Raw genomic sequence first — 21,948 nt, forward strand, 5'->3', positions numbered from 1 at the left:
TCAGGCGGCGGCGCGGATGGTCACCTGATCGAGCGGCCGGCGATCGACCCAGGCCTCGACGTCGAAATCGCTGGCAAGGAAACCCCAGTCGCGCAGGAAATCCTTGTAGTGGGAAATCGCCGCGACGAGCTCAGGCTGCAGTCCGAGGCCGAGATGGTTGTGGACATCCGGACCGTTGGCGGCCAGCACCTGTTCTTCGGTGGCGCCGGATTCGCGGGCGACGAAGCGCCGCGTCTCTTCCGGATGCGCCTTAGCCCAGGCGCTGGCGCGCAGGATCGTCTCGATCAGGCGCGTGACCAGATCAGGGCGCTCTTCGGCCAGCAAATCGTCGACGGTCAGCACACGCGGCGAACCGGAGTTGATGCGGATGTTCGGGTCGGGATGAAAGCCGAATTCGGCGACCTGGATGGCGCCGATCAGATTGGCGACATTGATGCCGGCCGTGCCTTTGACATAGATGGCGTCGACCTCGCCACGGATCAGCGCGGCTGCCTCCTCGCCATAGGCCTGTTTGCGCTTGAGGCCGAACAGCGACGGCCCTTCCTGGCTGTCGAGCACGCTGTCGGTCAGCGCGATGTCGACGATCTCGACGTCGGCATGGCTGAGGCCTTCAAGCGAGAGCGCCGAGACCAGCCCTTTCAGCGCCGTCGCCCGCATGAAGTCGACGATGCCTTCCGGACGCCGGGCGATGCCGAAGCGGCGGCCTTTCAGGTCCTGGGTTGTTCTGATGCCGGTGCCGGGCAAGGTGATGATCGCCTGGAATTCGTCGGTCCAGGTGATGCCGACGAGACGCGTCTTGCGCCCTTCGGACCGCGCACGGATCGGCGGCACGTTGCCGCCGTGGCGGAACGACCAGTCGAGTGTGTGGTTGAAATGGCTCTGGCGGATGTCGCGGTTGGGTGAATCGATGATCGACTTCAATTCGATCCCCTCCTTGCGAAAGGTTTCGTCGAGAAGTCCGAGCTGCGCCGCAAGCCCGACAGGCGTCGGCACCGGGCAGCGTGTGTACCAGATTTCGGAGATCGCAGTCGTGGTCATGAGTGCTCCTCAGGCGTTGCGCAGGCCGGCCTGCTTCATCAGCGGCAGGATGTTCTCGCCGAAGAATTCGAGGTCCGGCTTGAAGTCGAAGAAGGACAATTGCAGGCCATCGATGCCGGCGTCCTTGAGCTTGACGAACTGGTCGACGATCTGCTCGGGCGTGCCGATGAGATAAATGTTGCCGCCGACCTTGGCGTAGGGATCGTCGCGGCCTTCGCGGCCCTTCCAGGCCTGGGCGTCGCTGTTGAAGGTCTGGAACCCTTTCGGCGTACGGCTGTCGGCACGGGCGACGATCTGGTCGGCGACGGCCCAGGCTTCCTTCTCAGTGGGACGGCTGATGACCAGCGGATTGAGCAGCGTGCGCACGGTGCGGCCGACACCGAGGGCGGCGTCCTTCACCTTCTTCGTATGCGCCGGCAGCGCCTCCAGCGCGCTGGCGATGTCGGAGCCGGCCGGGCTGGTGACGAAGACGATGTCGGAATAACGGCCGGCAAAGGAAATGCCGGCATCGGAGCCGGTGGCATTGACCAGGATCGGCCGACCGTAATTCGGCTTCGGCGTGACGAAGCCGCCATTAAGCTTCCAGCTCGATTCTCCAGAGAAGGAGAAATTCTCGTCGTCCTGCCACAGCCGCTGCAGCACTTCGACGAACTCGGCCGCGAGTTCGTAGCGACGGTCGTGCTCGATGCGGTTCCAGCCGAACATCTCGTGTTCGACGGCGCGATGACCGGTGACCACGTTGATGCCCCAGCGGCCGCCAGAAATGTGATCGAGCGTGGCGCCGAATTTGGCCAGGTGCAGCGGATGCCACGGGCCGTAGAGAACATGCATGGTCGAGATCAGCATGATCTTCTTGGTGATCGCGGCCATGGCTGCAATGGAGACGAAACTGTCCAGCGCCTGGCCGTTGAAGACCCCGCCATAGCCGCCCTTGGGCAGCCACTGGCTGAGCGCAAAGACGAGGTCGAAGCCAAGCTCCTCGGCCTTGAGCGTCAGGTCGCGATTGTAATCGAAGCGCCAGTCGGTCGAGCGCGGCAGGGTCGAGTTGGTCCAGCCGCCGGCCTGGATCGGCAGGAACAGTCCGAGCAGCACCGGCTGCTGAAGCGCTTTCGATAGCGGGCTGTCCGGATAGTCGGTCGGCGCCTTGAAGAAGGGCGTGCCGACGATGGAACCAGGCTTGTGGGCGAGCGTCATGGGGGAATCTCTCGGGGAAGGAGAAAGAGATGCCATGCGCGAAAGACCGCGCATGGGGCGGCGGATCAGGCGACGATATGGGTTGATGCGAGGCTGCCGGCATTGCCCTCGGCGCCCACTGTGTGATCGGCGATGCGCTTGTTGTAGAGGGTGATTTCCGGCTGGCTGACGATGCCGATGTCGGGCAGGTCCTCGACAAGGATCTGCTGGATCGCGGCCCATTGCTCGAAGCGCTTTTCGTGATCGACCTCGACGGCGGCAGCTTCAAGAAGTTCATCGACCTTGGGATTGCTGTATTTCGACCCGTTGGAGAACGGCACGCCCGGTTTGAAATTCTTCGACCAGTAGAGCCGCTGCACGCCGACCGTCGGATCGAACAGATTGCTCATGCCGTTGAAGGTGAAGTCGAAATCGCGGTCGGTGTAGATGCGCTTGGTGTAGGTGGCGAAATCCTGGCTGCGCACGGTGACCTCGATCCCGACCGCGGCCAGTGCCTGCTTGATGTAGTCGGCGCCGCGCTTGTAGGTCTCGCCGCTCGGCACATAGTCGTGGACAAGCTTGAGGCGGGTGCCGTCGGCACCGCGTTGCAAGCCTGCTTCGTCGAGCAGTTTCTCGGCGGCGGCAGTGTCGACCGGATAGGTCTTCAGGTCGGCGACGAACCATTTTTTCAGATTGGGGTTGATCGGACCGGGCATGGTCTCGCCATAGCCATAGTTGATCGTCTCGCGGATGACGTTGCGGTCGATGACATGGGCGAAGGCGCGGCGGACCCGAACATCCTGGAAATAGGGTTTCTCCAGGTTGAACTCGACCCGGCTGACACCGTTGGAATACTGATAGCCCTGTTTCTCGAAGCCGATATGCGGCAGCGTCTCGAAGCGCTGCAAGTCGCTGTACGGGATCGGCGTTGCCGGCGCCAGGTCGATCTCGCCGGTTTCCAGCGCCAAGGCACGCGCCGAAGCGTCCGGGATGAAACGCACGATCAGCCGGTCGAGATAGGGGCGCGGCGCGTCCCAATAATCAGGGTTGCGTTCATAGACGATGTGGCTGCCGCGGACCCATTCCTTGAAGACGAACGGGCCGGTGCCGACCGGCGCGACGTTGACCGGATTTTCGGCTGCCTTGCCGCCGTCATAGAGATGCTTGGGCACGATCGGCGTTTCGGCCGCGGCCAGCGCCGTGATCAGGTAAGGCGCCGGCTTTGACAGCACCAGCGTGACGGTCAGCGGATCCGGTGTCTGGATGTCGATAAGATTGAGGAAGGTGTTGCGGCCACGAGGGTGAACATCCTTGATCGTGGCGATCGAATAGGCGACGTCGGCGGCGGTGAATGGCTGGCCATCATGCCACTTCACGCCTTCGCGCAGCTTGAAAGTGTATTGCAGGCCATCGTCGCTGAGCGACCATTGCCTGGCCAGTGACGGGCGCGGCGTGAGATCGAAATCGTAGGTCAGCAGGCCCTCGGTGGTCTTTGCCGAGACGTAGACGGAATTGAACGCCGTGTGGGCGATCGTCGTCAGCACCGGCGGCTCGGCCGAGAGCAGCAGCGTCGCCGTTCCACCTTGTTTCGGCTCGGCTGCGTAGGCGCCGCGCGATGCGGGCAATAGGGTGGCTCCGAGCGCTGTTGCCGAAAGGCCGAGAAACCTACGGCGGTTCGGGGTGAGGAAATGAGACATGGCGCCTTGGTCCTTTTTTGCTGCCGGCATCAATCGGCCGGTCGTCGGCAGCCGGGTGAAAAATCCATCGTTCCAAGAGCCGGCCCGTTTGTGAAAAGATTTGGCCGCTTCGCTCCCGCACTTAAGATTTCATACTTCAAACGGCTATTTTTGTAGCATGAAATAAAATTCTATTCTGAAACATTGCCATTTTCAGAACAAAATTTCTTAAATCAGGTTTGACAATGTCTATAAATCTTGTCAACTAAAAAGCACGGAACTTTCCGGGAAACAGCAAACCCGCATCGTCAGCCACAGCCGGGATAGCGAAAACGATGTCGACCCTGACGCGCATTGGCAGAACCTTTCGGCGCACGGCCATCCAGGCGGTGCCAACGGTTCTGGGCATCGTGATCCTGAACTTCTTCCTGCTCCAGCTTGCGCCGGGCGATGCCGCCGACGTCATGGCCGGCGAGGCCGGTTCGGCCACGGTGGAAACCATGGCGGCGTTGCGCCAGCGCTTCGGACTCGACAATCCACTGCTCGTCCAGCTGTTCAACTATCTCTACAATCTGGCGCATTTCAGTCTTGGCTTTTCGCCGCGCTACGGCATGCCGGTCGCCGACCTGATCGGCCAGCGGCTGCCGGGAACGCTGTTGCTGATGGCGGTGGCGCTGACCATCGCCATCGCACTCGGTCTCGTCCTCGGATCGTTGATGGCGGTGTTTTCGGGACGCCTGCCGGATCGTCTGCTTTCGGTCGTTTCGCTGCTGTTCTATTCGATCCCGGGCTTCTGGATCGGGTTGATGCTGATCGTCCTGTTCTCGGTCAAGCTCGGCTGGCTGCCGAGCGGCGGTTCGGGAACCATCGGCAGCAACCTGACCGGCCTTGCCGGCCTCTGGGACAAGGTGCGCTACATGATCTTGCCGGCGCTGTCGCTGGCACTGTTCTACGTGGCGATCTATGCGCGGCTGACCCGGGCGGCGATGCTGGAAGTCCAGTCGCAGGACTATGTGCGCACCGCCGCCGCCAAGGGCCTGTCGCCGACCGTCATCACCATCCGGCATGTCCTGCGCAACGCACTGATCCCCATCACCACCATGGCCGGCATGCATGTTGGCGGCATGCTCGGCGGCGCCGTGGTCGTCGAGACCGTCTATTCCTGGCCTGGCCTCGGGCGTCTCGCCTTCGAGGCGGTCATGGGCCGTGATTTCACGGTGCTGCTCGGCATCTTGCTGCTGTCGTCGCTGCTGGTCATTGTCGCCAATGCGACCGTCGATCTGCTGCACGCCTGGCTCGATCCCCGCATCGGAGTACGCTGATGGCTTCCACCGAATTCGCCGCCGGCGATGCCCGCTCCCGCCGCCTCTATGCCGATACCCGCGAGCCTGCGGTGCCGGCTGAACCCGAGGCGAAGAGCTGGAGCAATCTTCACGCGCCCGACGCGCGCTCCGCCTCTGCGGCGTCGGTACCGATTGCGGCCGGTGGCCGGGCGCTGAAGGTTTTCCTGCGCAATCCCAACGCCATGTTCGGCGTGGTGTTCCTGTCGCTTGTCGTGCTGGCAGCCTTGCTGGCGCCCGTCCTCTATCCGGCCGATCCTCTGTCGATGGTAGCACGGCCCTTCCTGTGGCCGGGGCAGAATCCGGCCTTCCCGCTGGGCACGGATTCGATGGGCCGCGACGTGCTTTCCGGCATTCTGCATGGCGCGCGGATTTCGCTGTTCGTCGGGCTGATGGCGACCGCGCTCGGTCTCAGCTTCGGCATCCTCGTCGGCGCTACCGCCGGCTATTTCGGCGGCTGGATCGACGACCTGCTGGTACGCCTGGTCGAAATCTTTCAGACCATACCGAGCTTCGTGCTTCTGGTGGTCATGGTGGCGATCGCGCAGCCGACGGCACCTGTGGTGACGGTGGCGATCGCCGTCATCACCTGGCCAACGGTGGCGCGGTTGACGCGTGCCGAATTCCGGGCCATCCGCGAGAAGGATTTCGTCATGGCTGCCCGCAGCCTCGGCTACGGCCATGCCCGCATCATCTTCCGCGAGATATTGCCCAACGCGCTGCCACCTTTGATCGTGACCTCGTCGGTGATGGTGGCAACCGCGATCCTGATGGAATCGGCGCTGTCCTTCATGGGCCTCGGCGATCCCAATGTCGTCAGCTGGGGCTCGATGATCGGAGCCGGTCGAGAGCTGATCCGAACCGCCTGGTATCTGACGGCACTGCCGGGATTAGCGATCGTCTTTACCGTGCTGGCGCTGAACCTGATCGGCGACGGCCTCAACGACGCGCTCAATCCGCGCTTCTCGCAGGAGCGCTAGAGATGGCCACTCCCTTGCTCAGGGTCGACAATCTGACGGTTCGCTTCCCGACCACCGAGCCGGTCAGCCGGCTGAGTTTCGAGGTTGGCGAAGGCGAGACGCTGGCGATCGTCGGCGAATCGGGCTCCGGCAAATCGCTGACAGCACTTGCCCTGATGCAGCTTCTGCCGCGCTCGGCGAAGATCCCCAATGGCAGGATCGAGTTCGCCGGCAGGGATCTGCTCGGTCTCGACCAGAAGGCGATGCGGAACTTGCGCGGGCGCGAGATCGCGATGATCTTCCAGGAGCCGATGACCTCGCTCAACCCGGTGCTGACCATCGGCCGGCAGATCACCGAGGTGCTGACGCTGCACGAGGGCATACGCGGCAAGGCAGCGCGGGCGCGGGCGATCGAATTGCTCTCGCTTGTGCGCATTCCCGATCCGCAGCGGCGCATCGACGACTATCCGCACCAGCTTTCCGGCGGCATGCGCCAGCGCGTCATGATTGCCATCGCCGTTGCCTGCCGGCCGCGCCTGCTGATTGCCGACGAGCCGACGACGGCGCTGGATGTCACCATCCAGGCGCAGGTGCTCGACCTGCTCGATACGCTGCGCCGCGAACTGTCGATGGCGGTCGTGCTGATCACCCACGATCTCGGTGTCGTCGCGCAATGGGCCGACAAGGTCGTCGTCATGTATGCCGGCCGCAAGGTCGAGCAGGCGTTGCCGGGCGCGCTGTTCAGAACACCGCTTCATCCCTACACGCGCGGCCTGCTGGCTGCGTCGCCGCGGCTGAAGACCAATCTCCACTACCGCGACGCCAGACTGACGGAGATTCCCGGCAGCATCGTCTCGGCTGCCGGCGAGAGAGGGTGTCCGTTCCGGCCGCGTTGCGCGGTGGCGCGCGACAGCTGTGCCCATTTCGTACCCGACCTCGTCGAGGTGAGCGAGGATCGCCTCGTTGCCTGTCCCTACAGCTTCATTCCGGAGGTTGCGCATGGCGTTGCTCTCGGTCTCTGACCTCTCGACGCATTTCCACGCCCAGGGCGGTGCGCTGCGCGCTGTCGACGGCGTTTCCCTCGAGGTCGGGCGCGGCGAAACGGTTGGTCTCGTCGGCGAAAGCGGCTGCGGAAAATCGACACTCGGCAAGACGATCATGCGGCTGGTCGATCCGACCGGCGGCAAGATCGAGTTCAACGGCACCGACATCACCGTTCTCGACGCCAGCCGGCTGAAGGCGGCGCGCCGCAATATCCAGATGATTTTTCAGGATCCGTTCGCATCGCTCAACCCACGCCACACGATCGGCGACATCCTGACCGCGCCGCTGAAAGTCCATGGCATCGGCAACAAGGCCGAGCGGCGCGGCATCGTCGAGGACATTATCGAGCGTGTCGGTCTGCCGAAGGATTCGCTCGGTCGCTACCCGCATGAATTTTCCGGCGGTCAGCGTCAGCGCATAGGCATAGCACGGGCGCTGATCCTCAATCCGGAACTGGTCGTCTGCGACGAGCCGGTGTCGGCACTCGACCTCTCGATCCAGGCGCAGATCCTCAACCTGCTAGTCGACATGAAGCGGCAGCTCGGCCTGTCCTACCTCTTCATCTCGCACGATCTGTCGGTGGTCCGCTATTTTGCCGACCGGGTGCTGGTCATGTATCTCGGCCGCATCGTCGAAAGCGCCGACAATGCGACGCTGTGGACCTCGCCCAAGCACCCCTACACGCGCGCGCTGATGGACGCCGTGCCGGACCCGTCGCGCCGGCGTCAGGCCGCGCCGATCCATGGCGACCTGCCGAGCCCGCAGAACATCCCGAGCGGCTGCCGCTTTCACACGCGCTGCCCGCTGGCGACCGATCTTTGCCGTTCGCAGGAGCCGGCATTCCGGGCGATCGCGGCGGGACACCACGTCGCCTGCCACTACGCCGAACCAACCCTCAACTGAAAGTTCAACGGAGCAGAAAAATGTCCGATTACCGCTATCTTGGCCGCAGCGCCTTGAAGGTTTCGCCGCTCAGCCTCGGCACGATGATGTTTGGCGGGCCGACCGAGGAAAATGTCGCACACCGCATCATCGACAAGGCGCGCGAGCAAGGCATCAATTTCATCGATACCGCCGACGTCTACCACAACGGCAAGTCCGAAGAAATCGTTGGCCGCGGCATCAAGGCGACGCGCGATCATTGGGTTGTAGCGACCAAATTCGTCAACTCGCATGACAAGGGTCCCAATCTTGGCGGCCATTCGCGCAAATGGGTAATCCAGACCGTCGAGAACAGCCTGCGCCGCCTCGGGACGGATTACATCGACCTGTTCTACTTCCACCGTGCCGTCTTCGATGCGCCGCTGGAGGAGCCGGTACGGGCGATTGCAGACCTCATCCGCCAAGGCAAGCTGCGCTATTTCGGCGTGTCGAACTTCCGTGGCTGGCGCATTGCCGAAGTCGCGCATCTCGCCGATGAACTCGGCATCGACCGGCCGGTGGCCAGCCAGCCGCTCTACAACATCGTCAACCGCACCGCCGAAGCTGAGCAACTGCCGGCCGCCGCCTATTTTGGTCTTGGCGTCGTCTCCTACAGCCCGCTGGCGCGCGGCGTGCTGACCGGCAAATACGAGCCGAACCAGGCGCCAGCTGCCGACACGCGGGCCGGCCGTGGCGACAAGCGTATCGCCGAGACCGAGTGGCGCCCGGAATCGATTGAGATCGCCAGGCAGATCGCGGCGCACGCAAAATCACGCGGCGTCTCCGCCGCCGATTTTGCGCTGGCCTGGGTTCTGAACAACCGGCTGGTCACGGCGGCGATCGCCGGCCCGCGCACCGAGGAACAGTGGGACAGCTACGCTAAGGCGCTGGACTTCAGGCTGACCGCTGAAGACGAGGCCTTTGTCGACCGCCTCGTCACAGCCGGCCATGCCTCGACGCACCGATTCAACGATCCGAGCCATCCGGTCGAAGGCCGCGTGCCGCGTTCCGAGCCGGCCGCACCGATCCCGCTGACGCGGCCTCTGCGCGCCGCCTGACGGTCAGCTGTGGACTGGCGGGGCCGGCGGCCCGCCAGAGTCTCCAATCGTTTCGGACAGATGAGAGAGCCCATGAATTTCCATGTCGAACGGCTGCGCCAGAGCATCGTCGTTTTGTCAGGCAACACCCATAGGCCATCGAAATCACGGACGCTGGCGCATCATCTGGGTGAGGCACTGCGCGAAAGATTATCCGCCACGGTGAATTTCCTCGATCTTGTCGATGCCGGCCGTGGTCTGGGTGCTGCGTTCACGCGAAAGGAATTGACGCCGGAGGCGCTGAATGTGGTGGAGGCTGTCGAACAGGCCGACGCGCTGATCGTGACGACGCCGGTCTACAACGGCTCCTATGCCGGCCTCTTCAAGCATCTGTTCGACCTCATCGATCCGCTGGCGCTTGTCGACCGGCCGGTGCTGATCGGCGCGACAGGCGGCGGCCAGCGCCACGCTCTGGTGGTCGAGCATCAGCTTCGCCCGTTGTTCGGCTTTTACTCCGCACTGACCGTGCCGAGCGCCGTCTACGGCAGCGACAGCGACTTTGCCGATGGCAAGCTCGTGGATCCGCTAGTCCTGGCGCGGGCCGGACAGGCTGTGGACCAGTTCGCGGCCCTGCTTTCCGCGCGGCAGCCGAACAGCCAACCGGTCAGGCTGGCCTCGGGCTGACGCATAACATTGCTCAGACTAGCGGAGAGCAAATTCAGTTCGCCGATAAGCCGCAGGCAACGCCTTTGAAGTCGATACAGCCCGATGCTGTCACTAAAGTGGTTGAGGCAGTGTGCATGCCAGTTGCGTGTCAAGGCCTTGTTCAGCCAAGCGAAGCTATTGATGGTCATCTGATCGATGGTCGGGCCGGTGGGATGACGGAAGATTTCGTGTGCACCACGTGTGCAGTGAGCGGCGTGATGTGCTAAATGGCCTTCAGTTTGCGCCAGCATAGTCGTAAATTCGGTTACGTTTGGCTACGCGCTTCTTTCCAAATTGCTCAGTCGTTCCAACAGGGTATTGGACGGACTGACGCATAAAAAAGATAATAAAATTAGTATGTTAGGACACAAAGTTGCCGTTGCACCTATGATGGACTGGACGGACCGGCACTGCCGGTTCTTCCATCACCAATTGACGCGCGAGGCGCTGCTCTACACTGAGATGGTGGTGGCAGATGCGGTCATCCACGGCGCACGCGAGCGGCTGCTCGGCTTCGACGACAGCGAACATCCGGTGGCGCTGCAGCTCGGCGGCGCCGATCCGGGAAAGCTGGCCGAGGCGGCGCGCATCGGCGAAGCCTTCGGCTATGATGAAATCAACCTCAATGTCGGCTGTCCGTCCGACCGCGTCCAGTCGGGCACGTTCGGCGCCTGCCTGATGAAGACGCCGGTGCTCGTCGCGGATTGCGTCGCTGCGATGAAGGCGGCGGTGAAAATACCGGTTACCGTCAAGTGCCGCATCGGCGTCGACGAGCAGGATCCGGAACCGGCACTCGATGCCTTGGCCGACGGTGTTTTCGCGGCCGGCGCCGACGCGCTGTGGGTGCACGCCCGCAAGGCCTGGCTGGAAGGTCTGAGCCCAAAAGAAAATCGCGACGTCCCACCGCTCGACTATGGCCGCGTATATCGGCTGAAAGCCAGAAAACAAAACAAATTCATCGGCATCAATGGCGGCATTCAATCTCTTGCAGAGGCGCTGAGGCATCTCGACCATGTCGATGGCGCTATGCTCGGCCGCGCCGCCTATCACACGCCCGGGATACTGACCGGCATCGATGCCGCGTTTTACGGCGGCACGGCTGAGCCGTTCGATTTTGCCGCGCTGATCGATGCCATGGCGGATTACGCGGCACGCCATATCGAGCAGGGTGGACGCCTCGGGCATGTCACCCGGCACATGGTCGGGCTGTTTCACGGCCTGCCCGGTGCACGCCGCTATCGGCAGATCCTTTCCACCGAGGCGACAAAGCCGGGTGCCGGACCGCAGGTGCTCAAGGCGGCTTTCGCAGAAGTCGATTTCGGCAGGACCGCAGAGGCGGCCTGAGGAAAGAAGTTAATCCCGCAAAATCATGCGATCGCCACGGACGTCGAAGCCCGATAGCGAGCCGATGAAATTCATGCCGAGCAGGCTCTGGCCGAGCGTGCCGGGTGCGGCGATCATGATGGGCATGTCCTTGCGCACGATGCCGCCGATCGACAGCTCATCGGTTTTTACGGCGGCGGCGCGTGTCATGCCGTTGGCGGTAGAGATCGGTATGGTGAAGCGGAGAGCCGCCGAATTGAACCCGACCGCCAGTGCGTCCTCGGCGGTCAGCACGGTGCTGGTCGCGCCGGTATCGACAACCGTCAGGATCGGCGTCCCGTTGATCGTGACACGCGCTTCGAAATGGCCGTTGCCGGCCTTGTCCAGGGTGACGGTGGCATGGCCTTCGTCCACGCCCAGTGCCAGCGGACTGCCGGGAACAAAGCCGGCGGTGACGCGGCTGGCGAAATCCTGCAACTCATAGCGGTACTGATAGCCGGCGATCAGCGCCAGCACGATGGCACCCCAGGCGCCGAGGCTGCGGGCCATGGTGCCTAACGGCCTGCCCGATCTGAGCAGGCCGGCGCCCACGAGCGCCGCTAAAGCGCCAAGCCAGATCAGCTGGCTGAAATCGTAATTCTCAATGCCGAACGTGCTGCCGGCGGAATCGTTGAGCATGAGCAGGAGCACACCCGCCCCGATCGCGACGATCAGAATCCACAACAGTCGGTTCATCTCTGCGGCCGGTTCACGAGAGGGCGTCGCGTTCGCGTGCCATGCGGCTGCGACGGGTTTCCCGGCGGGGGCGTCGCTCGACCGTTTCCAGCCTTGCCGGCAGCTCGGCCATGACGCTGCGGCGGGTTTGCGGGGTCATGTCGATCCAGGCGGCGATTTCCTCGCGCGTGCGCCCGCAACCGAAACAGAAACCGGTTTTCATGTCGATCGAGCAGACCAGGATGCACGGGGATTCAATGGCCGTCATGAGGATTTCCTTGGCTAGCCTCCACATGGTGCAACGACAAAGTCAATGCAAGCCCTCCGGGGTGCGCCGCCAACAAGTGCTTTCGCGTCAATACCGCCAAGTTACGCCGAGGTTGTGCCGGCTGGCCAAGGCGGCTATGCCGCTCACCAATTCACAGGGACGATCGCCATCGACATGACCAGCGCGCTGCCTTTCGACGATTTTCGCGACCTTCTGGTGAGCCTGCCGCCGGCAGATATGGCGGCCAACGCCCGCGTGCGCCAGTTGTTTGCCAAGGCAGACAAGCCCAAAGGCTCGCTCGGCCGCATCGAGGACGTCGCCGCCTGGCTCGCCGGCTGGAGCGGCCGCGCGCCACCGGCGGTGACGCGGCCATTGGTGGCGCTCTTTGCCGGCAATCATGGCGTCACCCGCCACGGCATTTCGCCGCGCCCCGCCGCCGCCACGGCAAATGCGGTCGAGCTCTGCGCCGCCGGCGGTGCAGCGATCAACCAGATCTGCATCGCCAACGATCTCGGCTTGAAGGTGTTCGATCTGGCTCTGCACATTCCAACAGCCGACATCACCGAGGACGCGGCACTGGACGAGCGCGGTTGCGCCGCCACCATGGCCTTCGGCATGGAAGCGATTGCCGGCGGCACCGACCTGCTTTGCCTTGGCGACCTCGGCGTCGGCAATTCGACTGTCGCCGCGGCTCTTTGCGCGGCGCTGTTCGGCGGCACCGGCGCCGACTGGGTCGGCCCTGGATCGGGGGCCAACGCAGCGATGCAGAGGCGCAAGGCGGAGGTGGTCGATGCCGCGATGGCGTTTCACGGCGCGAGCCTCAAGGATCCGCTGGAAGCGCTTCGCCGGGTCGGTGGACGGGAATTCGCAGCGATCTGCGGCGCCATTCTGGCGGCGCGGATGCAGAAGATCCCGGTGCTGCTCGATGGGTTTGCGGTGACCGCGGCCGCTGCCGCCCTATATGCCGCCAACCCCGCCGCGCTCGATCATTGTCTCCTCGCAAGCCTATCGCCGGAGCCGGGCCATGCCAAGGCCGCCGAGCGCCTCGGCCTTCGCGCGCTGCTCGATCTGGGCGTCAGCCAGGGCGAGGGGGTAGGGGCGGCTCTTGCCGCTGGACTGGTCAAGGCGGCCGCGCTGACCAGCTCCGGCATGGCAGCCGCGGTCCGCGGTTAAGCATTCAGCGCCGGCGCGAAGCAACCGCCTTGGTCGGCAGCGCCGGCAGTTCCTCCATCACCCGGCTCAGCGGGAAGATGGCGATCGCCTCGGTGCCTTCGCGTAGCCTGGAATGGAGCTGGAATTCGCCGCCATGCATGGCCAGCAGGCCCTGCACGATCGGCAGGCCAAGCCCGGTGCCCTGTTCGGCGCTCTTGATGGCGATCGAGCCCTGGCCGAAGGCCGAGAGTACGATCGGGATCTCGTCTTCCGGTATGCCCGGCCCATTGTCCTTGACGGAGAGATATTGCCCGCCGCCCGCCGTCCAGCCGACGCGCACGCGGATTTCGCCGCCGGTGGCGGTGAACTTGATGGCATTGGACAAGAGGTTGAGCGCAATCTGCCGCACCGCGCGTTCGTCGGCGAACAGGCGCGGCAAGGCGTTTTCGAAATCCTGGACGATGCGGATGTCCTTGTTGCGCGCCTTCAGCTCCATCATGTGGCAGCAATCCTCGACGACGGAGAGCAGCATCATCGGCTCCTCATTGAGCTGGTAGCGACCCGCTTCGATGCGCGACAAGTCGAGGATTTCGTTGATCAGGTCGAGCAGATGCTGTCCGGAGTCATGCACGTCGCGGGCATAGTCGCGATAGGTCGGGTTGCTCATCGGGCCGAGCACCTCGTTGGCCATCACTTCGGAAAAGCCGAGAATGGCGTTGAGCGGCGTGCGCAGTTCGTGACTCATCGAGGCCAGGAAACGTGATTTCGCCAGATTTGCGTCTTCCGCCCGCCGCCGTGCCTCGTCCGACATCGATTTCGCCGTCTCCAGTTCGGCGATCAGCGCGTCCTTTTCGGAGCGGAACGACAGCAGCATCAGCGAGGAACGGTTGAGCTGGCGCGCCACATAGGCGAAGAAAGGCAGCGAAGCGATCAGCAAACCTGCCATGATCACCTCGACGGGCAGCCATAGTTTCGCACTGGCATAGGCATAGATGGCGACCGGGAGGGCGAAGGTCGCCAACAGCGCACCGCGCAGGGACGATGCCAGGATCGCGGTTGCCGACATGGCGAGCAGCAGCACCACCGCCTTGGCGACCTGGAACTGATCGATTTGGCAAGTTTCGCAGCCGAGCCATGCGAACCAGGCCCAGCCAAGCCCGCAAAGAAAATGGCCGATCAGGAAATCCCTATGCGTTTCCAGCGGGTTGAGCTCGGACGCCTGAGTGACGCGTCTCGCCATGAATGCAACGATGGTGTAGCAGATGAATGTGAACAGCGCCCAGACGCCGATCTCCTTGCCGACGCCCGCGAGCAAGCCTGCGGCGGCAGTTGCCAGAACGAGCAGCGGGACGACGATCACGCCGCCGGTCATCGACAGCGCGTGGAGCTTCAACAGCTCGCGGTCGAAGTCGGGATTTCCGGCTTGCTGCGAAAGACGGTCGCGCGTCTTGCGGACCGCGCGCGCGACATCGCTGTTGCGATGGCGTTTCCTGCGGTCCACAATAAACTTGTCCGCCGTGGTCGAGCGTTGCAGGGGCATGAAGTCTTCAATTTACGCGGGCAGCAATTTCAAATCGTTAAGCTACGTTCGAATGATTAACCAACGGTTTGCCATATGAGCCGTTCGTGGTCGCGATGGCCGCGCCAGCGATACTATGCGCCGCGCCCGCGAAGCCGGTGGCGCAGGCTGATGGACTATGGGCTGACGCTCATCGTGCTTGGCCTGCTGATCCTCCTGGCGGCGCGCCTCGACCGGGTGGAGACGCGCAAGGCGGAGGGCGCCGCGCTCGTCAATGACGGCGATAGCATCACCCTCGGCAGCGAGCGTGTCCGCATGCGCGGCATCGACGCGCCGGAATATTCGCAGATCTGCCGCAAGGACGGTGCCGACTATCCCTGCGGCAAGCTCGCGCGGCAGTCCCTGGTGCGGTTGATTGCCGGCAAAGCGGTTTCCTGCAGCGGCTGGCAGCGCGACCGTTACGGCAGGCTGCTCGGCGATTGCAAGGCTGGCGGCAAGGATCTCAACCGCGCTCAGGTCGAGGCCGGCTGGGCGGTCGCCTTTGGCGATTTCGAGACCGAGGAAGCCGCTGCGCGCGCAGGCAAGGCCGGCATCTGGGCCGGAACTTTCGACGAGCCGAAGAACTGGCGCGAGAGCCACGGGCACGAGCTGGTCGAAAGAAAACACGGGACCTTGGCGTCGATCGGCGACGCCCTGCGGGAGATTTTTCGCTTCTGGTGAGCTGCGCCTATAATTCGTCGTACGGACGAGGAGGATAGAGATGAAGCTGTTCGACGGCGGGCGCGCGCCCAATCCACGTCGGGTTCGGATTTTCCTGGCTGAAAAGGGAGTTGAAGTTCCGCTGGTGCCGGTCGACATGGGTGCGCTGGAGCACAAAGAGCAGCCGGTCAGCTCGCGCAATCCGCTGAAGCGTCTGCCGGTGCTCGAACTCGACGATGGCACCATCATCACCGAGTCCGTCGCAATCTGCCGTTACTTCGAGGAACTGCACCCCGAGCCGGCTTTGTTCGGGCGTGGTGCGCTGGGCAAGGCAATCGTCGAGATGTGGCAAAGGCGCGTGGAGTTCAATCTGTTCGGCTGCGTCTCCGCGGCGTTCCGGCATATCCATCCCGCAATGAGGGAATGGGAGATCCCGCAAATCCCCGAATGGGGCGAGGCCAACAAGCCGAAGGCGATCGAATTCCTGAGATTTCTGGACACTGAGCTCGCCGGCAGGGAATTCGTCGCCGGCGATACCCATTCGATCGCCGACATCACCGGGCTGGTCGCCATCGACTTCATGAAGCCGGCTCGCATCAAGGTACCCGAAGAGTGCACCAACGTGCTGCGCTGGTATCGGGCAATCTCAAGCCGGCCGAGTGCCGCCGCCTGACAATGAGTTCCGAATGAGCGAAGAGTTGGAAGCCTTGGCAGCGAGGGTACGCGCCTGCCGCATCTGCGTCGATAAGCCGGCCGGCAGGCCATTGCCGCACCAGCCGCGTCCGGTGCTCAGGCCATCTTCGAGCGCCCGCATCCTGATCGCCAGCCAGGCGCCGGGTACCAAGGTCCACGTGTCAGGCATGCCGTTCACCGACGCCTCCGGCGACCGGCTGCGAAGCTGGCTCGGCGTCGGCAGCGAGGAATTCTATGACACGGACAAGTTTGCCATTGTGCCGATGGGCTTTTGCTTTCCGGGTCAGGACGCCAAGGGCGCCGACCTGCCGCCGCGCCGCGAATGTGCGCCGGCCTGGCGCGTATCGCTGATGGCGCTGATGCCGCAAGTCGATCTGGTGCTGACGATCGGCATCTACGCGCAAAGCTGGCATATGGGCGCGGCGCGCCGTCCCTCGCTGACAGAAACAGTCTTGGACTGGCGCGCCATCTGGGCGGCACCGACTGACCCGAAAGTCCTGCCGCTGCCGCACCCGTCCTGGCGCAACACCGGCTGGCTGAAGCGCAATCCATGGTTTGAAATGGATTTGCTGCCATTTCTAAGATCGGAAATCCGCTATCGCATCGGCTAGGCATTCAGCAAGAAATCACTCGCTTTCGCGCTATCCGACAGAATTTCTTTCTTGTAAAAGGCCATGACAAGAGGGAATATGGTAATCTATTCCGCGAAGCGCGCAGCGCATGAGGGGACGCGCTTTAAATTCTTGTTTTTATGCATATCGTTGTGCCAAAGCCGCTGCGCACTTTGGACGACTTGCATCAGGGGGAGCACCCAATGGACCGCCTCGATAGAAAAATCCTCCGCCTCCTGCAGGAGGATGCGACGCTTGCGGTCGCCGACGTCGCCAAGAAGGTCGGCCTGTCGACGACGCCGTGCTGGCGGCGCATCCAGAAGCTCGAGGAAGAGGGCGTCATCAAGCGGCGCGTCGCCATCCTCGACCATGAAAAGGTCAATGTGCGGGTCACGGTGTTTGTGTCGATCCGCACCAATTCGCACAGCCATGAATGGCTGCGGCGCTTTTCGGAGGTCATCCAGGAATTTCCCGAAGTGGTCGAATTCTACCGCATGAGCGGCGATGTCGACTATCTCTTGCGCGTCGTGGTGCCCGACATCGCCGCCTACGACGCCTTCTACAAGCGGCTGATCGCCAAGATCGAGATCCGCGACGTGTCGTCTTCCTTCGCCATGGAGCAGATCAAATACACCACCGAGATGCCGCTGGATTACATGGTGCTCGACAAGGAGTCCGGCGCCAACGCCGCTTGACATTCTTCTGCTTAGTTCTTCTTTTTGTTGAGGAAAGTCCAGGGCGAGTTGACCGGCAGCGTGATCGTGTCCGGCACGGTGTCGACGTTGACCACCTCGGCCTTGCGCACAGTGTAGCCCGACTGGATGACACTGACGCCGTCAAGGATGAAAAGCTGGCTCTTCTCCATGCCTGGCTCTAGTGCGCCAGTTATCGAAACCGGCTGGTAGGCCTCGGACATCCGGTAGGGTTGCGCAGGCGTAACGAGGACGATCTGGTTGGGCGGCGGCGTCGGCATATGGCTGCAGGCCCCTGTCCAGGGCACCAGCAGGAATTGATAGACGAGATCACCGTCGCGATCGACCGGCAGTGCGTAGCCCGCGAGCTGCACGGTCTGGTCCTGCAAATCGTGAGAGAGCGTTTCGCCATGATCCGGCATTTTGGCCGCGATCATTGGCAGTCCGACGCTTTCGGCGGCTGCCTGGGTCGCTGGGCGCAGATCCTTCCAGAAAATGTGCATGGTCCCAGCGGAAGCGCTTGCCGCGATGGCGGACGCCAACAAGGCAGTCGCCAAGACCGCGCCTGATTTAAAACGGTTGCTCATCGCTGCTCCGCTGTTGAGCCTTGATCTGCGGACATCAAGTAAAGCTGCCGCTGTCCACTGGTCAACGCTCAAGCCGCATCACATGCCGGCGCGAGCCGGCTATGCCAATCTCGCGAAAGCCACGGGCGACGAACATGCCGCGAAACCCCATGAAGCTGTAGCTCGGCGAAGCATCGTCGACCGGATAGGCTTCGATCATCCTGGCGCCTTTGGCAACGGCGTGATCGATGGCCGCGTCGAGCAATGCGCTTGCCAGCCCGCCACCGCGCAGCGCTCTCGGTACATAGAAGCAGACGATCGACCAGATGCCCATCTCGCTATCGTCCTGCTGCCGCGACAGCCTGCGGTAGGTCTCGCGCGGCGCGACCGAGCACCAGCCGACGGTCCGGCCATCGATCTGGGCGACAATGCCGACCGGCGTGCCAGCCTCGATCAGCGCCATCATCGCGCGTTTCTTCTTGTCGTTCTCGACATGCTCGCGGCGGTCGAGGTTGCGCCAGGCCATGCACCAGCAATATTTCGGCCCGCCGGGTTGCTCGAACAGGTTTTCGAAATCAGCGCGCGTCGATTGCGTCACCTCCGTGAAGCGCACTTTGCTCAGGTCAAGCTTTTCTGGCGGCGAGCCGTTCGAGCGTCTTGGCATCGGAAAGTTCCTTCACGGCGTCCTTGCCGATCCAGCGCGCAGTCCTGTCTGTCGAGGCCGCTAGTTTTTGCGCCAGGGCAAGGGCAGGGCCGTGCAAATTCATCGATCGTTTGCCGATCGAACGAAGCGCCCAGTTCACCGCCTTCTTCACAAAATTGCGGCCGTCGGTCGCATGCGCTTCGATGATCGACAGGAATTCGAGGAAGGTCGCCTCGGGTTCCTTCTTCCGGTGGACCACCGACCAAGCCATCATCGCAAACGCCGTGCGCCGAACGAATTCCCGTTCGTCGACCGCGAATTCGGCGATCAGTTCCCTCCAGCAATCCGTATCGACAAAGAGATCGGAGACCCCGTCGACGATATCCCACGAGTCGAAAGTCGCCGCCCATCGTCTTGCATCCGCGGCGGAGAACCGCTCTGGATCGGCGGTCACGGAGGCGATGAACTGCGCCTCCATGATGCCTGTCTGCCAAAGCTCGAAGGCACGGTCATGGTTGCGCTTGATCTTCTTGGCAATCTGCCGCTGCACGCCATGCGAGATACCGAGCGCACGTTCGATCTTGATGCCGTAGCGCAGCATGCCAAGGCGATTTTCCTCCGAGGCGATCGAGCGCAGATGAGCGACGATTTCGTCGGCGCTGGATTGAGGCGAAAGCTCGGCCACGGTGAAATCCTATTTCTCCAGCCGCGCCAGCAGCGAGGACGTGTCCCAGCGCTTGCCGCCCATCGCCTGCACGTCCTTGTAAAACTGGTCGACAAGTGCCGTCACCGGCAGTTTGGCGCCGTTGCGGTCGGCCTCGGCGAGGCAGATGCCAAGATCCTTGCGCATCCAGTCGACGGCGAAGCCGAAATCATATTTGCCGGCATTCATCGTCTTGTGGCGGTTCTCCATCTGCCAGGAACCGGCCGCGCCCTTGGAAATCACCTCGATCACCTTTTCGATGTCGAGCCCGGCCTGCTTGCCGAAATGGATACCTTCGGCCAGTCCCTGAACGAGGCCGGCGATGCAGATCTGGTTGATCATCTTGGTGAGCTGGCCAGCCCCTGCCGGTCCCATCAACCCGACCATGCGGGCATAAGCATCTATGACCGGCTTGGCCCTGTCGAAGGCGTCTGGCTCGCCGCCGACCATCACGGTCAGCACGCCGTTCTCAGCGCCTGCCTGACCGCCGGAGACCGGAGCGTCGAGGGACGAAAACCCGAGCGCTTGCGCCTGCTGCGCCAGTTCGCGCGCGACCTCGGCCGATGCCGTGGTGTTGTCGACGAAGATGGCGCCCTTCTTCACTGAATTGAAGGCGCCTCCGGCGCCGGTCGTCACCGAGCGCAGATCGTCGTCATTGCCGACGCAGGAAAAAACGAAGTCCTTGCCCTCGGCCGCCTCTGCCGGCGTCACGGCGAAGCTGCCGCCATGCTGGGCAACCCACTGCTCGGCCTTGGCCCTGGTGCGGTTGTAGACAGTGACGTCGTGACCGCCCTTGTTCTTGAGATGCCCGGCCATCGGATAACCCATGACGCCAAGACCGAGAAATGCCACCGAAGCCATGTTTTCGAATCCCTTAGAAACCTGCTTTGCGGCCTTCTTATCGGATCAGGCAAGGGGATGGGAGTCAGCGGTGCAGATGGATGGTGATACGCCGTTCGATCCACTCGACGCCGTGGCGCAATGTTTCGACGATGACCAGATAGATGATCGCCGCCCAGATATACGACTGAAAGTCGAAGGTGCGCGCATAAGTGAGCCGGGTGATGCCCATCAAATCGTAGACCGTGATGATGGCGACGATTGCCGAGCCCTTGATCATCAGGATGATCTCGTTGCCATAAGGGCGCAGCGCCACAATCAGCGCCTGCGGCAGGATGATTTTCCACATCGTCTGCAGTTTGTGCAGGCCGAGCGAGGCGGCACCTTCCCATTGGCCCCTTGGCACGCTCTCGATCGCGCCACGCAAAATCTCGGCCTGGTAGGCGGCCGTATTCAGCGAAAAGGCGAAGATCGCGCAGTTGAACGCTTCGCGGAAGAAGCCCCACAGGCCGACCATCTCGAGCTCCGGTCGGAAGGAGCCGACCCCGTAGTAGACCAGGAAGGTCTGCGCCAACAGCGGCGTGCCGCGAAAGAAATAGACATAGGCATAGGCGAACCCCGAAAGGATCGGATTGTTCGACATACGTGCATAGGCGATCGGCACCGACAGGATCGCACCAAGCACAATCGAGATGGCAACCAGCAGCAGGGTGATGCCAAGGCCGGATATGTAGCCGGGTGCATATTTCTGGAAGAACTCCGGGTTCCACGCAGTGACCAGGTAGACGACCACGCCAATGCCGAGAGCGATCCACAGGCCGACCAGGACATGGCCGAGGATGCGTTGGCGCGACCAGCCGCGTGCGGGCGGCGGCGGCCGGTCAACCTTCAGCGTGTCGGTGGCCAGGCTCATCTCTTGACCTCGCTGCCGCCAACCGCTCGTTCGATCGCATTGATGCCGAAGGAGGAGACGATCGCTAGCAGGAGATAGATCAGGCCGGCAAAACCGTAAAACAGGAAGGCGTGCTTGGTGACGCGAGCGGCAACCCCGCTCTGCCGGAGGATCTCGTTGAGGCCGACGGCCGAGACGAGCGCGGTGTCCTTGAGCAGGATCAGCCAAAGATTGGCAAGTCCGGGCAATGCGATGCGGATTAACTGCGGCAGTACGATCAGCCGCATCGTCTGGCCGCTGGACAGGCCAACCGAATAGCCTCCCTCATATTGCCCTTTTGGAATCGCGCGGAAGGCGGATAAAAACACCTCGCTGGAATAAGAGGAGAAGATGAAGCACAGCGCGATCATCCCGGCGACGAAGCTGTTGACGTCGGCCGATGTCCCGGGGCTCACCAGCCGGACAATGTATTGCAGGATTAATGGGATGCCGAAGAAGATCAGAAACAGCGTGAGCAGCTCGGGTATTCCGCGAAAGATCGTGGTGTAGATGTTCCCGGCCAGTCTCAGCGACGGCTCTTCCGACTGTTTGGCCAGCGCCACGAAAAAGCCGAGCGTCAGCCCGAAGGGCAGCGTGGCCAGCGCAAGACATACTGTGACAAACACACCCGCGGCGATGTCGTCGAGCCAGCCTTCGGGTCCCCAACTGAGAAGCGTCAGTGCGCTCTGCATCCGCCTGCC

General features: G+C 62.8%; 23 protein-coding genes and 1 pseudogene. 12 read left to right on the forward strand and 12 right to left on the reverse strand.

Features of this window, described 5'->3' with window-relative positions:
* The 3 genes from NKH63_RS15430 to NKH63_RS15440 all read right to left on the reverse strand — a co-directional run bounded on the left by NKH63_RS15430 (position 1) and on the right by NKH63_RS15440 (position 3,908).
* On the reverse strand, positions 1 to 1,038 hold the full coding sequence (locus tag NKH63_RS15430; protein WP_352482609.1) for an ABC transporter substrate-binding protein: 1,038 nt from the start codon (positions 1,036 to 1,038) through the stop codon (positions 1 to 3).
* 9 nt (positions 1,039 to 1,047) lie between these two features.
* Positions 1,048 to 2,232 (reverse strand): LLM class flavin-dependent oxidoreductase, encoded by a 1,185-nt coding sequence (locus NKH63_RS15435; protein ID WP_023717658.1) that lies wholly within the window; start codon positions 2,230 to 2,232, stop codon positions 1,048 to 1,050.
* 65 nt (positions 2,233 to 2,297) lie between these two features.
* Positions 2,298 to 3,908: an ABC transporter substrate-binding protein gene (locus NKH63_RS15440; RefSeq protein WP_023717657.1), complete on the reverse strand. Its 1,611-nt coding sequence runs from the start codon at positions 3,906 to 3,908 to the stop codon at positions 2,298 to 2,300.
* 314 nt (positions 3,909 to 4,222) lie between these two features.
* Between NKH63_RS15440 and NKH63_RS15445 the strand changes: the two genes are divergently transcribed.
* The 7 genes from NKH63_RS15445 to dusA all read left to right on the forward strand — a co-directional run bounded on the left by NKH63_RS15445 (position 4,223) and on the right by dusA (position 11,237).
* Positions 4,223 to 5,209: an ABC transporter permease gene (locus NKH63_RS15445; protein ID WP_023717656.1), complete on the forward strand. Its 987-nt coding sequence runs from the start codon at positions 4,223 to 4,225 to the stop codon at positions 5,207 to 5,209.
* Positions 5,209 to 6,207 carry an ABC transporter permease gene (locus tag NKH63_RS15450; RefSeq protein ID WP_352482608.1) on the forward strand — a complete coding sequence of 333 codons (999 nt, stop codon included), beginning with the start codon at positions 5,209 to 5,211 and terminating at the stop codon, positions 6,205 to 6,207. Before NKH63_RS15445 ends, NKH63_RS15450 begins: the two co-directional genes overlap by 1 nt.
* A 2-nt stretch (positions 6,208 to 6,209) precedes the next feature.
* Complete coding sequence (locus tag NKH63_RS15455; protein WP_352482607.1) at positions 6,210 to 7,208, forward strand: ABC transporter ATP-binding protein; 999 nt, start codon at positions 6,210 to 6,212, stop codon at positions 7,206 to 7,208.
* Entirely contained in the window at positions 7,186 to 8,133 is a 948-nt protein-coding gene (locus NKH63_RS15460; protein WP_352482606.1) for an ABC transporter ATP-binding protein, read from the forward strand. The genes NKH63_RS15455 and NKH63_RS15460 overlap by 23 nt, the downstream gene beginning before the upstream one ends.
* Positions 8,134 to 8,153: 20 nt before the next feature.
* Positions 8,154 to 9,209 (forward strand): aldo/keto reductase, encoded by a 1,056-nt coding sequence (locus NKH63_RS15465; protein ID WP_023717652.1) that lies wholly within the window; start codon positions 8,154 to 8,156, stop codon positions 9,207 to 9,209.
* 72 nt (positions 9,210 to 9,281) lie between these two features.
* On the forward strand, positions 9,282 to 9,872 hold the full coding sequence (gene msuE / locus NKH63_RS15470) for an FMN reductase (RefSeq protein WP_031193577.1): 591 nt from the start codon (positions 9,282 to 9,284) through the stop codon (positions 9,870 to 9,872).
* 378 nt (positions 9,873 to 10,250) lie between these two features.
* Complete coding sequence (gene dusA, locus NKH63_RS15475) at positions 10,251 to 11,237, forward strand: tRNA dihydrouridine(20/20a) synthase DusA (protein WP_352482605.1); 987 nt, start codon at positions 10,251 to 10,253, stop codon at positions 11,235 to 11,237.
* 9 nt (positions 11,238 to 11,246) lie between these two features.
* Here dusA and NKH63_RS15480 read toward each other — a convergent pair whose 3' ends face one another.
* Entirely contained in the window at positions 11,247 to 11,951 is a 705-nt protein-coding gene (locus NKH63_RS15480) for a TIGR02281 family clan AA aspartic protease (protein ID WP_352482604.1), read from the reverse strand.
* Between the two features lie 13 nt (positions 11,952 to 11,964).
* The gene (locus tag NKH63_RS15485) at positions 11,965 to 12,198 is read right to left on the reverse strand and encodes a DUF1289 domain-containing protein (protein ID WP_031193575.1); all 234 of its coding nucleotides are present in this window, start codon (positions 12,196 to 12,198) and stop codon (positions 11,965 to 11,967) included.
* Between the two features lie 174 nt (positions 12,199 to 12,372).
* Here NKH63_RS15485 and NKH63_RS15490 point away from each other — a divergent pair, with 174 nt between their 5' ends.
* Positions 12,373 to 13,371: a nicotinate-nucleotide--dimethylbenzimidazole phosphoribosyltransferase gene (locus NKH63_RS15490; protein ID WP_352482679.1), complete on the forward strand. Its 999-nt coding sequence runs from the start codon at positions 12,373 to 12,375 to the stop codon at positions 13,369 to 13,371.
* Positions 13,372 to 13,375: 4 nt separating this feature from the next.
* Here NKH63_RS15490 and NKH63_RS15495 read toward each other — a convergent pair whose 3' ends face one another.
* Positions 13,376 to 14,890, reverse strand: coding sequence for a sensor histidine kinase (locus tag NKH63_RS15495; RefSeq protein WP_023717647.1), 1,515 nt, complete (start codon positions 14,888 to 14,890; stop codon positions 13,376 to 13,378).
* 75 nt (positions 14,891 to 14,965) lie between these two features.
* Here NKH63_RS15495 and NKH63_RS15500 point away from each other — a divergent pair, with 75 nt between their 5' ends.
* From NKH63_RS15500 to NKH63_RS15515, 4 genes and pseudogenes are all read left to right on the forward strand, one after another.
* The gene (locus tag NKH63_RS15500; protein WP_352482603.1) at positions 14,966 to 15,589 is read left to right on the forward strand and encodes a thermonuclease family protein; all 624 of its coding nucleotides are present in this window, start codon (positions 14,966 to 14,968) and stop codon (positions 15,587 to 15,589) included.
* A gap of 40 nt (positions 15,590 to 15,629) precedes the next feature.
* On the forward strand, positions 15,630 to 16,241 hold the full coding sequence (locus NKH63_RS15505; protein WP_352482602.1) for a glutathione S-transferase: 612 nt from the start codon (positions 15,630 to 15,632) through the stop codon (positions 16,239 to 16,241).
* Positions 16,181 to 16,872 (forward strand): annotated as a pseudogene (locus NKH63_RS15510) (uracil-DNA glycosylase family protein). Before NKH63_RS15505 ends, NKH63_RS15510 begins: the two are co-directional and overlap by 61 nt.
* A gap of 203 nt (positions 16,873 to 17,075) precedes the next feature.
* Positions 17,076 to 17,567 (forward strand): Lrp/AsnC family transcriptional regulator, encoded by a 492-nt coding sequence (locus tag NKH63_RS15515; RefSeq protein WP_006333679.1) that lies wholly within the window; start codon positions 17,076 to 17,078, stop codon positions 17,565 to 17,567.
* 11 nt (positions 17,568 to 17,578) lie between these two features.
* Here NKH63_RS15515 and NKH63_RS15520 read toward each other — a convergent pair whose 3' ends face one another.
* From NKH63_RS15520 to NKH63_RS15545, 6 genes are all read right to left on the reverse strand, one after another.
* Positions 17,579 to 18,151 (reverse strand): DUF3299 domain-containing protein, encoded by a 573-nt coding sequence (locus NKH63_RS15520; protein ID WP_023717643.1) that lies wholly within the window; start codon positions 18,149 to 18,151, stop codon positions 17,579 to 17,581.
* Positions 18,152 to 18,212: 61 nt separating this feature from the next.
* Positions 18,213 to 18,794 (reverse strand): GNAT family N-acetyltransferase, encoded by a 582-nt coding sequence (locus NKH63_RS15525; protein ID WP_352918084.1) that lies wholly within the window; start codon positions 18,792 to 18,794, stop codon positions 18,213 to 18,215.
* Positions 18,754 to 19,458 (reverse strand): DNA alkylation repair protein, encoded by a 705-nt coding sequence (locus NKH63_RS15530; RefSeq protein ID WP_023717641.1) that lies wholly within the window; start codon positions 19,456 to 19,458, stop codon positions 18,754 to 18,756. The genes NKH63_RS15525 and NKH63_RS15530 overlap by 41 nt, the downstream gene beginning before the upstream one ends.
* Positions 19,459 to 19,467: 9 nt before the next feature.
* A complete protein-coding gene (locus NKH63_RS15535; RefSeq protein WP_023717640.1) occupies positions 19,468 to 20,337 on the reverse strand; it encodes an NAD(P)-dependent oxidoreductase in 870 nt (289 codons plus the stop codon).
* Between the two features lie 64 nt (positions 20,338 to 20,401).
* Positions 20,402 to 21,229 carry an ABC transporter permease gene (locus NKH63_RS15540; RefSeq protein WP_023717639.1) on the reverse strand — a complete coding sequence of 276 codons (828 nt, stop codon included), beginning with the start codon at positions 21,227 to 21,229 and terminating at the stop codon, positions 20,402 to 20,404.
* On the reverse strand, positions 21,226 to 21,939 hold the full coding sequence (locus NKH63_RS15545) for an ABC transporter permease (RefSeq protein ID WP_023675013.1): 714 nt from the start codon (positions 21,937 to 21,939) through the stop codon (positions 21,226 to 21,228). The genes NKH63_RS15540 and NKH63_RS15545 overlap by 4 nt, the downstream gene beginning before the upstream one ends.
* Positions 21,940 to 21,948: the final 9 nt, after the last annotated feature.

The sequence above is a fragment of the Mesorhizobium sp. M0960 genome, from assembly GCF_040319055.1.
In the GTDB taxonomy this organism is placed as follows: Bacteria; Pseudomonadota; Alphaproteobacteria; order Rhizobiales; family Rhizobiaceae; genus Mesorhizobium.

What these genes read in the sequence shown, in the direction of transcription:
- NKH63_RS15525 (WP_352918084.1), bottom strand. Translation starts at nt 18,794, where the DNA reads ATGCCAAGACGCTCGAACGGCTCGCCGCCAGAAAAGCTTGACCTGAGC.
- NKH63_RS15495 (WP_023717647.1), bottom strand. Translation starts at nt 14,890, where the DNA reads ATGCCCCTGCAACGCTCGACCACGGCGGACAAGTTTATTGTGGACCGC.
- NKH63_RS15535 (WP_023717640.1), bottom strand. Translation starts at nt 20,337, where the DNA reads ATGGCTTCGGTGGCATTTCTCGGTCTTGGCGTCATGGGTTATCCGATG.
- dusA (WP_352482605.1), top strand. Translation starts at nt 10,251, where the DNA reads ATGTTAGGACACAAAGTTGCCGTTGCACCTATGATGGACTGGACGGAC.
- NKH63_RS15500 (WP_352482603.1), top strand. Translation starts at nt 14,966, where the DNA reads ATGAGCCGTTCGTGGTCGCGATGGCCGCGCCAGCGATACTATGCGCCG.
- NKH63_RS15515 (WP_006333679.1), top strand. Translation starts at nt 17,076, where the DNA reads ATGGACCGCCTCGATAGAAAAATCCTCCGCCTCCTGCAGGAGGATGCG.
- NKH63_RS15460 (WP_352482606.1), top strand. Translation starts at nt 7,186, where the DNA reads ATGGCGTTGCTCTCGGTCTCTGACCTCTCGACGCATTTCCACGCCCAG.
- NKH63_RS15540 (WP_023717639.1), bottom strand. Translation starts at nt 21,229, where the DNA reads ATGAGCCTGGCCACCGACACGCTGAAGGTTGACCGGCCGCCGCCGCCC.
- NKH63_RS15545 (WP_023675013.1), bottom strand. Translation starts at nt 21,939, where the DNA reads ATGCAGAGCGCACTGACGCTTCTCAGTTGGGGACCCGAAGGCTGGCTC.
- NKH63_RS15490 (WP_352482679.1), top strand. Translation starts at nt 12,373, where the DNA reads ATGACCAGCGCGCTGCCTTTCGACGATTTTCGCGACCTTCTGGTGAGC.
- NKH63_RS15465 (WP_023717652.1), top strand. Translation starts at nt 8,154, where the DNA reads ATGTCCGATTACCGCTATCTTGGCCGCAGCGCCTTGAAGGTTTCGCCG.
- NKH63_RS15485 (WP_031193575.1), bottom strand. Translation starts at nt 12,198, where the DNA reads ATGACGGCCATTGAATCCCCGTGCATCCTGGTCTGCTCGATCGACATG.
- NKH63_RS15430 (WP_352482609.1), bottom strand. Translation starts at nt 1,038, where the DNA reads ATGACCACGACTGCGATCTCCGAAATCTGGTACACACGCTGCCCGGTG.
- NKH63_RS15455 (WP_352482607.1), top strand. Translation starts at nt 6,210, where the DNA reads ATGGCCACTCCCTTGCTCAGGGTCGACAATCTGACGGTTCGCTTCCCG.
- NKH63_RS15520 (WP_023717643.1), bottom strand. Translation starts at nt 18,151, where the DNA reads ATGAGCAACCGTTTTAAATCAGGCGCGGTCTTGGCGACTGCCTTGTTG.
- NKH63_RS15505 (WP_352482602.1), top strand. Translation starts at nt 15,630, where the DNA reads ATGAAGCTGTTCGACGGCGGGCGCGCGCCCAATCCACGTCGGGTTCGG.
- NKH63_RS15450 (WP_352482608.1), top strand. Translation starts at nt 5,209, where the DNA reads ATGGCTTCCACCGAATTCGCCGCCGGCGATGCCCGCTCCCGCCGCCTC.
- NKH63_RS15435 (WP_023717658.1), bottom strand. Translation starts at nt 2,232, where the DNA reads ATGACGCTCGCCCACAAGCCTGGTTCCATCGTCGGCACGCCCTTCTTC.
- NKH63_RS15480 (WP_352482604.1), bottom strand. Translation starts at nt 11,951, where the DNA reads ATGAACCGACTGTTGTGGATTCTGATCGTCGCGATCGGGGCGGGTGTG.
- NKH63_RS15440 (WP_023717657.1), bottom strand. Translation starts at nt 3,908, where the DNA reads ATGTCTCATTTCCTCACCCCGAACCGCCGTAGGTTTCTCGGCCTTTCG.
- msuE (WP_031193577.1), top strand. Translation starts at nt 9,282, where the DNA reads ATGAATTTCCATGTCGAACGGCTGCGCCAGAGCATCGTCGTTTTGTCA.
- NKH63_RS15445 (WP_023717656.1), top strand. Translation starts at nt 4,223, where the DNA reads ATGTCGACCCTGACGCGCATTGGCAGAACCTTTCGGCGCACGGCCATC.